The 14,376-nt window shown below is 66.9% G+C and carries 10 protein-coding genes; 8 read left to right on the forward strand and 2 right to left on the reverse strand.

Annotated features, from left to right (window positions below; all coding sequences use genetic code 11):
* Window positions 1-58: 58 nt before the first annotated feature.
* Both ACZK2V_RS13260 and ACZK2V_RS13265 read right to left on the reverse strand, forming a co-directional pair.
* Window positions 59-5,119, reverse strand: coding sequence for a YadA-like family protein (locus ACZK2V_RS13260; RefSeq protein WP_486322470.1), 5,061 nt, complete (start codon window positions 5,117-5,119; stop codon window positions 59-61).
* Window positions 5,120-5,354: 235 nt separating this feature from the next.
* The gene (locus ACZK2V_RS13265; protein WP_486322471.1) at window positions 5,355-6,335 is read right to left on the reverse strand and encodes an AraC family transcriptional regulator; all 981 of its coding nucleotides are present in this window, start codon (window positions 6,333-6,335) and stop codon (window positions 5,355-5,357) included.
* Window positions 6,336-7,021: 686 nt separating this feature from the next.
* Here ACZK2V_RS13265 and ACZK2V_RS13270 point away from each other — a divergent pair.
* The 8 genes from ACZK2V_RS13270 (at window position 7,022) to ACZK2V_RS13305 (ending at window position 14,350) form a co-directional block, all read left to right on the forward strand.
* A complete protein-coding gene (locus ACZK2V_RS13270) occupies window positions 7,022-7,228 on the forward strand; it encodes a Flp family type IVb pilin (protein ID WP_126927984.1) in 207 nt (68 codons plus the stop codon).
* A gap of 88 nt (window positions 7,229-7,316) precedes the next feature.
* Window positions 7,317-7,862, forward strand: coding sequence for an A24 family peptidase (locus tag ACZK2V_RS13275; protein ID WP_032128071.1), 546 nt, complete (start codon window positions 7,317-7,319; stop codon window positions 7,860-7,862).
* Entirely contained in the window at window positions 7,859-8,335 is a 477-nt protein-coding gene (locus tag ACZK2V_RS13280; protein ID WP_049398481.1) for a TadE/TadG family type IV pilus assembly protein, read from the forward strand. The genes ACZK2V_RS13275 and ACZK2V_RS13280 overlap by 4 nt, the downstream gene beginning before the upstream one ends.
* A gap of 23 nt (window positions 8,336-8,358) precedes the next feature.
* Complete coding sequence (gene cpaB / locus ACZK2V_RS13285; RefSeq protein WP_486322472.1) at window positions 8,359-9,396, forward strand: Flp pilus assembly protein CpaB; 1,038 nt, start codon at window positions 8,359-8,361, stop codon at window positions 9,394-9,396.
* 18 nt (window positions 9,397-9,414) lie between these two features.
* Window positions 9,415-10,773 (forward strand): type II and III secretion system protein family protein, encoded by a 1,359-nt coding sequence (locus ACZK2V_RS13290; RefSeq protein ID WP_049398479.1) that lies wholly within the window; start codon window positions 9,415-9,417, stop codon window positions 10,771-10,773.
* Between the two features lie 27 nt (window positions 10,774-10,800).
* On the forward strand, window positions 10,801-12,057 hold the full coding sequence (locus ACZK2V_RS13295) for a CpaE/TadZ family protein (RefSeq protein ID WP_071229090.1): 1,257 nt from the start codon (window positions 10,801-10,803) through the stop codon (window positions 12,055-12,057).
* Window positions 12,042-13,391, forward strand: a complete 1,350-nt coding sequence (locus ACZK2V_RS13300; protein ID WP_049398477.1) for a TadA family conjugal transfer-associated ATPase — start codon at window positions 12,042-12,044, stop codon at window positions 13,389-13,391. The genes ACZK2V_RS13295 and ACZK2V_RS13300 overlap by 16 nt, the downstream gene beginning before the upstream one ends.
* A 2-nt stretch (window positions 13,392-13,393) precedes the next feature.
* The gene (locus ACZK2V_RS13305; RefSeq protein WP_486322473.1) at window positions 13,394-14,350 is read left to right on the forward strand and encodes a type II secretion system F family protein; all 957 of its coding nucleotides are present in this window, start codon (window positions 13,394-13,396) and stop codon (window positions 14,348-14,350) included.
* Window positions 14,351-14,376: the final 26 nt, after the last annotated feature.

The raw sequence follows: 14,376 nt of genomic DNA on the forward strand, positions 1-14,376 counted from the left end.
ATTCCCCCTTTGGACGTTTCCGCGATGCCGGGCCGCGCGTGCGGCCCGGCGGCGGGGATCACCACTGGATGCCTGCACCGACGGCCACACCGGCCTCGCCACGGCTGTTGGTGGAGCCGCTGAACTTGTAGATCCAGCGCCCTCCTTCGGAAACACCGGAGATACCAACCGCCACGCCCGACTCGCCGTTGTAGCTGCCGGCGGCGACCGAGGCCATGCTGCGGCCCGCTTCGCTGGGCTGCGGCAGTGCTGCGGTGGCCATTGCCGAGGCGATACCGGCCGAGGCGCGGTTGTCGGTCTTGCGCAGGTCGCGCTCGAAGCCACCCATGCGCTCGTCGGTGTAGGCCTTCGACCAGTCCAGGGTCTGCGCCATGCCCGACTTCAGCTGGTCGACGTTGACTGCGTCGGTACCGGCGGTGCCGGCGGCGACGTTACGCACCGTGGTCGGGCCGCTGCTGGTGCTGCCCAGCGTGACACTGTTGTAGTTGGTTGCGCCGTTCACCGTGGTGTCGTAACGGATCGTGCCCTGCTGCGAGGCCTGCAGCTGGCGTACGTTGACCGCGTCGGTAGCCTGCGAACCGTCGGCCACGTTGACCACCTGGCGTTCGGCACCGGCGGCACCCACTGAGACCGTGTTGGCCCGGTTCGCCACCGAACCCGCACCCAGCGCCACCGAGTTGTCGGCCTGCGCCTGCGAGCCATTGCCCAGCGCGGTCGAGTTGGCACCGGCGGCGGTGGAGCCTGCACCACCGGCAGCCGAGTTGGCACCGCTGGCGGACGGATCGGCCAGGTTGTTGGTGTTGTTGGCGCGGAAGCTGCCGGCCACGTTGGTGATGTTCTGGATCTTCTGGTCGGTGTACTTCTTCGATTCGTCGATGGCGTAGTTCACGCCGTTCTTCAGCTGGCCGACATTGGTTGCGTCGTACGTATCTGAACCGTCGGCGACATGGGTGATCTTGCGCTCGCTGCCGGTGCTGCCGACCGAAACCTCACCGGCCGAGTTGCTGGCGCCGGTCTGACCATAGGCGCCGGTGTAGCCGCTCTGCGCACCGACGCTGGCCACCGACCCGGCACCCAGGGCGACGCTGTTGCCGGCACTGGCGCTGGCGCCGTTGCCGACCGCCACGCTGTTGGCACCGGCCGCACTGGCCTGCGGGCCGACCGCCACCGCTTCCGTACCGGCAGCCGTTGCAGGCGCTGCGGTCGAGTTCACTGCCAGATAGGCACTGCCACCGCTGTTGTTGGTGATGCGTTGGTTGAGGACCTTCAGCGAGCCGTCCACCGCAGTGAAGGCGGCGGTGAAATTGTTGTAGTCGCCGCTGGTAAAGGTGCCGTCGGTGGCGATGCTGGAGATGCTGAACTTCGGCGCGGTCCACACGTTGGTGGTGCCGTTGTACGCGGTGGTGCCACCGAAGTAGTTGGCGATGGTGCTGTTCGTGCTGAACAGCTGGTCGCCGGTGATGGCGTCACTGCTGCCGGCCAGAATGCTGCCGGCGGCGACGTTGGTGATCTTCACCGCGCCGGTGCCGGTACCCGTCAGCGTCACGCTGTTGAGCACGTTGCCACTGCCATCGACATCGTACTTCACGGCCAGCTTGTCGATCTCGCCGGTCTGGTCGGCGACGTTGGCCAGCGAGTTGCTGACCGCATCGAAGGCGGTACCGACGTCGTTGTAGCTGCCCTTGGTCACGGTGCCGTTGGCGGCGACGTTGTTGATCGAGTAGGTCGGTGCGGTCAGCACGCCGCTGGCGTTGACCGCTGCGCCACCACCGAGGTGGGTGGCCACGGCCTGGTTGGCCGCAAACAGCTGGGCGCCGTTGATGGCCTCGCTGCTGGTGGCACTGACCTGGCCCGGGCCGAGATTACGCAGCGTGGTAGCCGTGCCGGTCTGGCCGAGCGTGGCACTGGCGTAGTTGACGCTGCCGTCGCCATTGAGGTCATAGCGCAGTGCCCCCTGTTCCGACGCCTGCAGCTGGCCGACATTGACCGCATCGGTCGCTGCGGTACCCGCAGCCAGGTTGGTGACCTGACGCTCGGCACCGGCGGCACCGATGGACACGCTGTTGGCACGGTCAGCCAGGCTGCCGGCACCCACCGCGATGCTGTTGGCGGCGGTGGCGCGGGCGTTGGTACCGACCGCGATCGAGTCGGCGCCGCTGGCCAGTGCCTCGGTACCGGTCGAGTTCACCCGCAGATACTTGGTGCCACCGTTGCGGATGTCGGTGATCTGCGTGTTGAGATTGACCAGCGAACCATCGACCGCGGCGAAGGCATCGGTGGCGTTCTCATACAGACCCTTGGCGATCGCACCGCCGGTGGAGATGGTGCTGATCTCGAACAGTGGTGCGGTGAATGCACCGCTGGCCGGATCGAAGGCTGCGCGACCGCCGAAGAAGCTGGCGATGGCCGCATTGGTCGCCGCCAACTGGCCGCCATTGACCGCTTCCAGGCTGCCGGCGGTGACCGCACCGCCGGCCAGGTTGCCGATGGTGGTAGTGCCGGTGCCCGCACCGAGCGTGACGCGGCGATAGTTCGGATTGCCGGCACCGTCCAGATCGTAGGTCACCGCAGCGGCCGCCACATCATCGATCAGGCTGATGGCACCCTTCAGCTGGGCCACGTTGACCGCATCGGTATTGACACTACCGGCGGCCACGTTGGTGATCTGGCGCTCGCCGCCACCGGCGGTACCCACCGACACTTCACCGGCCGAGACCTGCGGCGCAGTGAGGCCATAGGCGCTGTAGCTGGCCTGGGCACCGCGCAGCGCGGCCGAACGGTAGCCCAGTGCGACCGAATTGGCCTGGTTAGAGGTCGCCTCGGCACCGAGCAGGGTCTGCCCGTTGGCCGTGCCCACCGCGCTGTCGCCGACGATCACCGAATGACCCATGCGTGCGGCGTAGTCCGCGGTCGGCACACCGGTCGGGTTGCTCGGGTCATTGGTGCCTGCACCTGGGAAGGCCACGTTGGCATCGACCTTCGGCAGTTCGTGGCGGGCATTGGCGCCAATCACCACTTCCTTCGAACCGTTGGCAAAGGCGCCGTCACCCATCAGCACCTGGTAGTCCTGCGCCGCATTGACTGCCCAGCAGGAGATGTCGGCCAGGGCGATGTCCAGGCACTTGGCCGCCCACGCCGGCGAATCCTTCGGTAGCAGCAGCCCGAGCAGGCCGCCCGGATTGCCGTTGTTGATGTTGTAGATGTAGCTGTCGGAGGTGACACCACCGATCAGGGTCAGGTGCGAGCTGCCGCCGGTGACGGCGCCACCCAGGCCGTTGAGAGTGCTGCCGACCGGCGACAGGTTGACCACGGGCAGGCCCAGCACATTGACCGTCGAGTAGGTCTGCATCACGTTGGCGTTGCTGAGCTTGAGGTTGCCGTTGCTCAGGTAGCCGTTGCCGCCAAACAGGCTGGTGGTGGTCGGGCCAATCAGCTGCCCGACGTTGCCAACCAGGCCGCCGGTGCCGATGATCAGGCCCGCGTTCGGATCGGCCGGAGCCGGCGCCTTCGGGCTGGTCGGCGGGATCGCCGAGGGCTTGGTCAGGCCGAGACCGCCGAGGGTGCCGCCGACCAGGCCGCCTACGGCACTGCCGAGATTGCCGATGGTGCCGTTGAGGTTGCCATTGAGCAGGTTGCCGACGGCGCCGCCGACATTGCCGAGCGTATCGCCCAGCAGGCCCCCCAGGCCGCCGGTGCTGCCACCTGTAGCGCCATTGAGTACACCGCCGACGGTGCTGCCCACCGCACCCACTGTATTGTTGAGCGTGCCGCCCACAGTTCCGCCGACAGCACCAACCGTGCCAACTGCACCGTTGAGTGCACCGCCGACGGTGCTGCCGACCGAGCCGACCGTGCCGTTGAGTGCACCACCCACAGTGCCGCCGACTGCACCAACCGTGCCAACCGCACCGCTGAGTGCGCCGCCGACGGCGCTGCCGACCGAACCGACCGTGCCGTTGAGCGCACCACCGACGGTGCCGCCGACTGCACCAACCGTACCAACGGCGCCATTGAGCGTGCTGCCCACTGCGCCGCCTACCGCTCCAACCGCGCCGTGCAAGGCGCCGCCGACCGCACCAACCGTGTTGCCTACGGTGCCATCAAGCACGCCACCCACGGCGCCACCTGCCGCGCCGACAACGCCGCCCACCAGGCCACCCACGCCCAGTGCGCTGTTCTGCGCTGCCACAGTCGCTTGGCCGGCCAGCTTCAGATTGCGGTCGGCCACGACCTCCTGGCCATCGGGCGCCTGCACGCGCACTTTGCCGGCAACACCGGTATCGAAAGCTGCGGTGATCGCACGATCATGGGTCTCGCCCGGCAGCTCCTCCTTTGCCGGCAACGTGACCGCCGCCGTCGCCTTGACCTGCCCCTGACCATCGATCTGGTGGCCCGCCAGCTTCAGCTGCGAATCCACTTTGCCGTCAACGGACGCCTTGAGGCCGGACAGCGAGCCAGCGGATGCGCCAGCAACAGCGGCGGCCGCCTTGGCACCGGTATCGATCGAGGCCACCTGGGCACCGGCGATGCCAACCCTGGCCTTCGCCTGCGCATCCGCAGCCACACCGAGCGGCGCATGCGCGGACGGCGCAACGTTGGCCGCCAGCGAGGCATCCATCTTCGCCACATTGGACGCTGCGTGCCCCAGCCCGACATTGGCGCGAACATCGGCGGCCAGTGCAGGAACCGCGACCTGCTTCGGCGCGGCGTTCGCCGCCAGCTTCACCTGTACGGTAGCCGGCAGCACGTCGCGCACGATCGGCAGCGAGGTCGTACTCAGCTGCAGGCCCACACGCGCGTCTGCGCTGATCGCCGGACTGCTCTGCGCCTGGCGCGATGCCGCGGCCAGCGCGACTTCTGCGTCGACCTTGACCGGCATCGGCTGCGCGTACTTCGCGGCCAGTGCCTGCAGATCACGCAGCGACTGATTGGATTCGGATGCTCCTGCATTCCCGCTGGCCAGCGCACACAGCAGGGCCAGGGCCAGTGCGGTCGGCATCAGCAGGACACTGCGCGGATCGCGGGCGGCGCTGCCGCCGCTATCGCCGGTGGCCAGTTCCGAGGCCACAACCAGAGCATTGAGCTGGCGGTTCCATACACGCCGGTAGATGCGGTTCATGAGCATTTCCCCCGTAGGCGAACAACTGGAATGTCAGTGGACTTGCCGTTAGGCAGGTGATTGACATTTCAGCGTTTGCAACGGCGGCTGCGCACTTCATTCCGGCACGGCAATCGCGCATTCCGGCAAATCCACGGTCGGAATCGGCAGCCGGTTATGCAGAAGCGGCAACCATATCGGCAAGCGGATATGCAATTCCGGCAGGAACCGCCGGGAAACCCTTATGGGGCCTGGATCAGGCGGGCTGGCCGATCTGCGCGGGTGCGCGCATCAGCGTGTCACGCGGCAGTTCACCGAAGACCTTGCGGTAGTTGTCGGCGAAACGCGACAGGTCCCACAGGCCACAACTGAGGGCGATGGCCTTGACCGAACGGCGGCTGGAATCGGCCATCGACAGGCTGCGGCAGGCTGCGCACAGGCGCAGCATCGACAGGTAACGATTGGGCGACGTACCGAACAGGTCCTCGAACGCGTAGCGCAGCCCACGCTCACTGACACCGGCAGCGTCGCAGATCTCATTCATGTAGATATTGCGGCGCAGGTTGAGGCGCATGAAGTTTTCCGCCCGCTGTGCGATCAGATAATGCGTGCGCCGCGCACGGCTGCAACCCGGGCGTTCGGCGGAACCCGCACCCAGCAGTGCCTGCACGTGTTCGTGCAGCAGCCGCTCGGTTTCTTCCGGCTGCAGGCCCGTGCCCTGGCCCAGCTGCAGGTGCAGCTGCTGGTAATGCTGTGCCAGCGGGGCGGCCTCGCTGGTGAGATTGAACAGTGAAAGCGCCTGTCCGGCCGGCGGCGTGCTGCGCAGGCTCAGTTCGGTCAGCTTGCGTTGCACCCGTGCCACCGGCACCAGCATCAGGGTCATGTGCGTGCCCGGGCTCAGGGTGAACTCGCTGATGCCCTCGGGCATCACGGTCAGCGCCATCCCAGGGGCAAGCGGTACGCCATGGCACCAGCTCAGGGTTTCATCGGTCGCATGCAGATACCCCAGCATCGCCCAGTCCGGCGGCAGCATGAAACGTCCACGGCAATGGAATCCACAGCTGATGCTGCAGAACAACGCCTCCTCGTGCACGCGTGACGCGAAGGCCGCCCGCGGCCCATTGCCATCGAGCAGAAGCAGTTCGACATCACATACACGAAGCACGCCGCTCAGCGTCGCCAGGTCGATCGACCGCAGGCCGCTGTCGTCGCTGTCTCCTACCCCACCATCGACCATGACAGTGTCGTCCCCCCGATTATCCGCCGTGCGGTACGGCCCCCACTGCCTGACAGGGCGCGCACCTCTCATGGAATCTCTTCCATCACCGGGATGCGCGCCGCCAAGGTGCGCACCCCAAAAGAAACGCGAGTACTTGAATGCGAGTATGCCCGATAATTCAACGGGGTAAACATCTGCACCGCGTTGAATAAGATGGATACAGAGGTGAAAATCAGATTGTCGCGTCTGGCACAGTTTTCGCATGCGACCTGAAGCCTGCCTCACATTATCTGCACGTCGATGAATCGTTGTGCGGGCGAACGGATTTCCGTCACAGAACCCGGCTTGAAAATTAAGGAGCAATGGGATTCTGCCGAATTTGCATATAGGTTCCGGTTGCAGCCGGCCGCCATTCAGGCAAAGTCGATAACACGGTGATCCGGTCTTTGATAATGACCGCACCCAGGGGGACAGCATGACCATGCACGTATCGCTCGACACGTCGACCACCGGCCCCGCGCCGCGCGGTCGCGGTTGCGCGAACGGCGTCCCGCCTGGAAACGATCACCCTGCTTGAGCACAGCGGGTCCATCCCGCCGTGCCTCCTCCGCCAGGACGTGCGGAGGTCCACGGACGATCCCGGCGGAGCCGGGCCACCGCCCAACAGGTGTCCTGTAGCAGACAGGTAGAGGGAGACAAACGTCATGAACGCATCGATCCGCAAGTTCCTGAAGGAAGAAGATGGCGTTACCGCACTCGAGTACGGCCTGCTGGCGGCTGTGATTGCCGGCATCCTGATCGCGGTCGGCAATGCGCAGATCAAGTCCTTCTTCGAGACCCTGTTCACCAATCTCTCCGCATTGGCCACCAAGGCCTCCGGTAGTGCAGCACCGCCTGCCGGCGGGAACTGACCGGGACCGCGCGCAGCCGTAGGCTGCGCTTGCGGCTCATTGCAGAAGGCGGCGGCTGACCGTCCACTGACGGACAATGGAGGGTGCGATGACACTGCTGGGATTGCTGGCCATCGGTGTGTGCCTGCGGATCGCGATCAGCGATCTGTACGCCCGTCGGGTGCCCAACGCCTGGCTGCTGTCCGCATGCGCGATCACCGTTGTCGTGCTCATCGCCGGACAGTTCAACGCGCCGCGCCTGCCGTGGGCTTCCCACGTTGCCGGCGCGGCGCTCGGCCTGGTCGCATTGCTGCCTTTCCATGCAGTGCGCTGGATGGGCGCCGGTGATGTCAAATTCTTTTCGGTACTGGGATTGATGCTGGGCTGGCAGGCACTACTGCCGATCTGGATCGCGGCCAGCCTGGCCGCGGGCGCACATGCCGCACTGGTGCTGGTATCGCGACGGTTGGGTCCAGTACTGCCCATCGGCCTTCAAGCCCATATGCATCGGGCAAGTTCGCAATGGCATTCGCACCCGGCGCTGCGCGGGATGCAGAGCGCCCGCCAGGGACGCCAAGGCATTCCCTACGCCGCCTACCTGGCGGTATCCGCCATCGCCTGGGTCCTCATCAGCACGTACGGAGGCGTGGCATGAACATCCACAACCGACGCCGGCAACGTGGCGCGGCCAGCATCGAGTTCGCGCTGATGTTGATGCTGGGCCTGCTGCCGCTGCTGCTGTTCACGTTCTCCGGCGTAATGATCATGGCGGCCCAGCAGACGTTGGCAACCGCCTCGGCCGAGGGTGCACGTGCATCGCTGCGCTATGGCAGCGCCAACGAACGCCGTACTGCCGCCTGCGTTGCAGCGCGTAGTTCGATGCAGTGGCTGCTGAACTTCTCGGGTCAGCCGGTCGACTGCAGCAATGGCGGAAACAACGCCATTCTGGTCTCCGCGCAGGCCCCCTGCGCCGGACTGGCCAGCGCCCAGTGCATGACCGTGACGGTCAGCTACGACTACGCAAGCCATCCCTTCCTGCCAGGCACGGCCACGCTTTACAAGTGGGTGATGCGGGCTCCCATCCGCAGCGTCGCGGTCGCTCAGCTCGACCTCGGCAGCGGCAACTGACGTTCGGTACAGGAGACGGTTCCATGCTCAAGTTGACCCGCATTGCTGCCGTCGCCCTGATCGGGCTGGCCGTGCTGCTGGCGGTGATCGCCTTGATGATCGGGCGCAAGCCGGCCGCACCGGCCACGGTTGCCCCGATGACGCAGAGCGAAGCCCAGGCGATCACCGTGGTGGAAGCGGTGGCGCGACTGCCGGCTGGCGAACCGATCTCTGCCAACGGACTGCGTCTCGCACAGCGCAGCGCCCCGGTTTCCGGTGCCGCCACCAGCATTTCCGCCGTGGTCGGAAAGGTGCCGGTGCAGGACATCGCCGAAGGCACGGCGATCAGCAGCAACGCACTCGCGCAGGGATTCTCGCTGCAGCTGCGCCCCGGGGAACGCGCACTGGCGGTCCCGGTCGACGAGCTGGTGGGGGCCGGCAACCGCATCCTGCCCGGTGATTTCGTCGACGTGTTCCTCAACCTGCGCAATGCCCAATCCACTGCCAGCGGCCCGGCCGACGCAGCACAGACGCGCCTGCTGCTGTCGCGCCTGCGCGTGCTCAGCTATGGCCAGCAGGACATCGCCCCGGCCAACCATGACGCTGTTGCCAGCAACGAGGCCGATGGCCGCAACGATCCACGCGCCGCCGACATCACCGGAAGCAGCAGCACCCAGAACACGGGCAGCGGGACCGCCCAGCCGGCACGCAGCGCGGTACTGGCGGTGCCGGTGGCCGATGCCAACCGGCTGCTGCTGGGTGCGCAGCAGGGCAAGCTGTTCCTCGCCCTGCGCAACCCTGCCGATTCCGGCCAGCCCGATCTGGCGCTGTTCCCGCAGGCACGCGGGGTGATTGATCCCCTGCGTGGCCTGGATGCGGAACAGCAGCTTGCGCTGCAGCGGCCAGAGAATCACGCCTTCGCCGGCATCGACGGCGATGCATTGGCCGGCCGCAGCAACGCGCCCGCGCGCAGCACCCAGGATGCCCCGGCACGCGCACCCGCACCACGGCGCAGCGCCCCACGCGCATCGGGCATCGAAATCATCCGAGGTGACAGCTCCGCCCCCCGTGGTTCCCTTTGACCTGCATCGAGCGCATCCATGACCGAACGTCGCCGCAGTCCACGCCCTTCCCCCCGCCAGCGCTGGCTGGCCCTGCTGCTGGTGCTGCTGGCACCGGCGACAAGCGTGGCCGCCGACGACCTGGTGCTGCAGGCGCGTGAGCAGCGCCCCTGGACGCTGCCGGGCGATCTGGAGCGGGTCGCCATTGCCGATCCGGGCGTGGCCGATATCGTGATGCTGCGCGGCCAGCGCCAGGCCCTGCTGGTCGGCAAGGCGCCGGGCACCACCACGCTCCTGCTCTGGCACCGCAAGCAAACCGAACCACAGCGCCTGCAGGTGCGGGTACAAAGTGCGGTGCAGGGTGCGGCCGACGCCGGCGCGAACGGGCTGGTATTCACCCAGCAGGACAATCAGGGCCTGCTGCAGGGAAGCACCGAGAGCGTGCTGTCGCACATGCAGGAGCAGAAGACTGCTGCCATGGCCCTGGGCAAGGATGGCCTGCTTGCCGACGCATCCACGGTGAGCAGCGGCGGCGTGGTCCAGGTCGAGGTCAAGGTGGTCGAGTTCAACAAGACCGCACTGAAGCAGATCGGCATCAGCTTCCAGAACCGCAATGGCAACTTCGCCTACGGCTTCGCCCGCCCGGGCGGCCAGCTGCCGGGCAACACCGGCATCCTGCCCGGCATGAAGGAAGGCAACTCCGGCAACGAAGCCGAATCGCCCATTTCTTCGGCCTTCCGCCTGGTGTTCGGCTCGACCAAGGGCCTGTGGAATGCCGACGTCGACCTGCTGCAGAGCAATGGCATGGCGCGTGTGCTGGCCGAACCGACACTGGTCGCGCTGTCCGGGCAGAGCGCCAGTTTCCTGGCCGGCGGCGAGCTGCCGATCCTGGAACCGCAGGGGCTGGGCACCACCACCATCACCTACAAGCCCTTCGGCATCGGCCTGACCGTGACACCGACGGTACTGGCACCGAACCGCATCGCCCTGAAAGTCGCACCGGAAGCCAGCGACCTGGACTACAGCAACGCCATCGCGCTCAACGGCGTGCAGATTCCCTCCATCACCACCCGCCGCGCCGATACCACGGTCGAACTGGGCGATGGCGAGAGCTTCGTGATCGGTGGCCTGGTCAGTTCCAACGTGGTTTCCAGCGTCGGCAAGATCCCGCTGCTGGGTGACCTGCCGATCATCGGCTCGTTCTTCCGCAACTTCGACTACAAGCGCCAGGACAAGGAACTGGTGATCATCGTCACGCCACGCCTGGTGAAGCCTCTGGCACGCAACACCGAGCTGCCGCTGCCCGGCGACCGCGAGGCCAAGCCGCACATGCCCGAATGGGGCGCCTGGCTGCTGGGTCCGATCAGCCAGGACCCGGTGCCCGGCTTCTCACGCTGATTCCATGATGCCTGCGATACCACGCCCATGCCCTACGCCACTGCCCAGCCGCTGCATCCGCAAGGACCGCCGATGAACCTGGTCCTGTACGGAATGGATCGCGAACTGCTGCCCCGGCTGGCGGCGAAACTGCCGCCAACCACCACCCTGCACTGGCAGGACAGCAGCACGCCGACCTCCGCCCAGGACCTGCAACGCGGGCCGCAGAGCCTTGTGCTGCTCGACTTCCGCCCGGAACATGCGGCCGCCTCCAGCGTGCTGGCGCAGCAACTGCAGCAGACCGAGCCGGATCTGGCATTGGTTGCGGTCGGTGCCACCAGTGCCGGCCAGGTGGAAGGCGTTGTCATCGCATTGCGGGCGGGCCTGCGTGATGTGCTGGACCTGGACAGCGACAACGTCGGCATCGAGGCCGCGCTGCGTCGCGCCCTGTCACCACGACCGGCTGCCGCCGCGCAGCAGGCGCACAAGGCCCGCCTGATCGTCCTGCTGGGCGTGCGCGCCGGGGTCGGCACCAGTACGCTGGCCGCGCATCTTTCGGTGCTGGCACAGCAGACCCGTGCACTGGCACAGGGCGAGGCACTGCAGCAGGATGGCCTGCTGATGGAGCTGGCCCAGCCTTCGGGCGACCTCGCCCTGTACCTCAACCTGGACAGCCGCTTCCACTACGAAGACGCGCTGCGCAACGCCAGCCGCATCGACGCCACCCTCGCCCGTACGGCCATGGCCCGTCACGATTCCGGACTGGTGCTGCTGGACCGCGCCAGCGGCAGCGATGCGGTACCGCCGTCCGATCCGGGTGCGCTGCTGCAGCGCCTGCGCACCGTGTTCGCCAGCGTGCTGTGTGATGCCGGTGGCTGCCCGCTGCGTCAGCTGCCGCCGCTGCTGCTGGACCAGGCCGACGAGATCTGGCTGGTCACCGATGCCTCCATTGCCACACTGGTGTCGCTCGACCAGGCACTGAAGCATCTTGCCGGCCAGCGCGAACGCGAGAAGCGCCTGCAGCTGGTGATCAACCGCCACGATGACAGCAGCGGCATGGGCCCGGAGCAGATCGCGCGCCGCTTCGAGGTTCCCCTGCTGGCCACGCTTCCCGAACGACCGCGCGTGCGCCTGGCTGCCAGCCAGGGCCACCTGCTGCTGCAGGATGCGCCGCGCGACCCCTACCTGCGTGCCCTCGCCCCGCTGGTTTCGCGCCTGGATCCGGCTGCCTGCCCGGTCCAGGCGCAGGGCCTGCGGGAAAGACTCTCCCTTGCCCTGGGTGGATCGCAATGGAAGACAAGGTAACCCCGTTCCCGCATGCCGTTGCCCGGCCGGTGCTGCCCGAAAGCTCGCCGGGCCATCAGCCGTTCGCGCAGACCGAGCAGTACCAGAAGGTGCTGTCGGCCGCGCATGAGCACCTGCTCAACAGCATCGAGGACGAGCGCATCGACATCGATTCCTGGGCCCCCGACACCATCGCCCGCTGGGTGCAGGTGCAGACGGTGGGCTTCATCCAGGAGTGGCGCATCCCGATCAACGAAGAGGAGATGCAGGTGGTCGCCGACGGCCTGGTCAAGGAGCTGACCGGCTTCGGCCCGCTGGACGACCTGCTGCACGACCCGTCCATCGAAGACATCCTGATCAACGGTTTCAAGGATGTGCACGTGTCCCAGGGCGGCCAGCTCAAGCGGGCCACCCAGCGCTTCACCGACGATACGCATCTGCTGCGCATCCTGCGCCGCATCCTCGCCCCGCTTGGGCGCCGCCTGGATGACTCCAATCCGATGGTCGATGCGCGCCTGCCCAACGGCGGCCGTCTCAACGCGATCATCTCGCCACTGGCGGTGGATGGACCGATGGTGTCCATCCGCAAGTTCCGCAAGGACCCGTTCACCCCCGATGAACTGCTGGCCAAGGGCACCTTCGATGCGCCGATGCAGGCCTTGCTGAAGGCGATGGTACTGGGTCGCTGCAACATCCTGGTGTCCGGCGGCACCAGCTCGGGCAAGACCTCGCTGCTGAACGCCCTGGCCAGCTACGTCCCCGCGAACGAGCGCGTGATCACCGTCGAAGACACCGCCGAGCTCTCGCTCAACCACCCGCATGTAGTTCGCCTGGAAAGCCGTATCGGCGGCGCCGAAGGGCACGGTGCGGTCAGCATCCGCGATCTGGTCCGCAACAGTCTGCGCATGCGCCCCGACCGCATCGTCGTCGGCGAGGTGCGCGGTGCCGAGGTGCTGGAAATGCTGCAGGCGATGAACACCGGCCACGACGGCTCGATGGCCACCATCCACGCCAATTCGCCCCGCGACTGCCTGTACCGGATCGAGATGCTGGCCGGCTTTGCTGGCTTCCAGGGCAGCGAGGACAGCCTGCGCCGGCAGATCGCCAGTGCCATCGACTTCATCGTGCAGATCTCGCGCCTGGGCAGCGGGCGCCGCGTGCTGGTCTCGATCACCGAGATCACCGGAGTCAGCGACAACCTGATCACCACCCAGGAAATGTTCCGCCACGAGCTGCAGATCGACGGCAACGGCAAAGAGATCGATCGCTGGGTCGGGCTGGGCTTCCATCCGCACTCGCACAAGCTGGAGCCGTTCCGCCAGCAGCTGCGCGAATCGCTCTACGGAGACTTCTGAGCATGGGAACCGGCGCGCTGCTGGGCATGCTGAGCATCATCGCGGTGCTGCTGGCGCTGGCAGCCTGGCTGTGGGGCACGGCCAGCAGCCGTGAGCAGCGCCAGGTTTCAATGCGGCACGCCGAGCAGCAGCTTTCGCGCGGAAGCGCCACGGGCGCAGCACCCGCCGGGCCGTCCGTCACCGCTGCCAACGACCCGGCGCGGCCCGCCAGCGCCGGGCGCCGCGTGCTGCCGCTGGATGGCCTGCTGCAGCGCGCAGGGCTGCAGACCGGCTGGAAAATTCCCATCATGCTGCTGGTACCGGGGCTGGTACTGTCGGTGGTGGCGATGCTGCGGCTGGGCACCGCATGGATGTTTCCGCTGACCCTGCTGCTGTACCTGCTTGGCTGCTGGCTGTGGGTGATGCGGCGGACCACGAAGCTGCGTGCGCAACTGCTGCATCAGCTGCCGGACTTCCTCGACAACCTGGTGCGGCTGACCGCACTGGGCAACAGCCTGCAGGCCGCGTTCCAGGTTGCGTCGATGCAGACGAGCGCGCCGTTGCGCGGGCTGCTGGACACCACGGTGCGCTTTGCACGCAGCGGCATGGAGCTGGACCGTGCACTCGCACAGGCCTCGCATCCCTATCGCATGGATGTGCTGAAGGTGTTGTCGGTGGTGATCGGTGTCAGCGTGCGCATCGGCGGGCGCTCCGACCAGATCCTGCAGCGCATGGGCGATTTCATGCGCGATCTGGAACAGGCCCAGCAGGAGCTTGCAGCGACCACCTCGGAGACGCGGATGTCAGCGTGGGTGCTGGGCCTGTTGCCACCGGCCTGCGCGGTATTGATGGCGATCACCAGCCCGGACTTCTTCCAGCCGGTGCTGCACGATCCGCTGGGCCACAAGATCCTGCTGCTTGCACTGGGCATGGAACTTGTCGGTGGCTTCCTGCTGTATCGCCTGGCCAAGTCCCTATGAACCCCCTTCGCCCCGCCGGAGACAAC

Source organism: Stenotrophomonas sp. 93052_Sma (genome assembly GCF_056481145.1).

Coding starts and splice junctions, on each gene's coding strand:
- cpaB (WP_486322472.1), top strand. CDS start 8,359: ATGCTCAAGTTGACCCGCATTGCTGCCGTCGCCCTGATCGGGCTGGCC.
- ACZK2V_RS13265 (WP_486322471.1), bottom strand. CDS start 6,335: ATGGTCGATGGTGGGGTAGGAGACAGCGACGACAGCGGCCTGCGGTCG.
- ACZK2V_RS13260 (WP_486322470.1), bottom strand. CDS start 5,119: ATGAACCGCATCTACCGGCGTGTATGGAACCGCCAGCTCAATGCTCTG.
- ACZK2V_RS13305 (WP_486322473.1), top strand. CDS start 13,394: ATGGGAACCGGCGCGCTGCTGGGCATGCTGAGCATCATCGCGGTGCTG.
- ACZK2V_RS13280 (WP_049398481.1), top strand. CDS start 7,859: ATGAACATCCACAACCGACGCCGGCAACGTGGCGCGGCCAGCATCGAG.
- ACZK2V_RS13295 (WP_071229090.1), top strand. CDS start 10,801: ATGCCCTACGCCACTGCCCAGCCGCTGCATCCGCAAGGACCGCCGATG.
- ACZK2V_RS13290 (WP_049398479.1), top strand. CDS start 9,415: ATGACCGAACGTCGCCGCAGTCCACGCCCTTCCCCCCGCCAGCGCTGG.
- ACZK2V_RS13300 (WP_049398477.1), top strand. CDS start 12,042: ATGGAAGACAAGGTAACCCCGTTCCCGCATGCCGTTGCCCGGCCGGTG.
- ACZK2V_RS13275 (WP_032128071.1), top strand. CDS start 7,317: ATGACACTGCTGGGATTGCTGGCCATCGGTGTGTGCCTGCGGATCGCG.
- ACZK2V_RS13270 (WP_126927984.1), top strand. CDS start 7,022: ATGAACGCATCGATCCGCAAGTTCCTGAAGGAAGAAGATGGCGTTACC.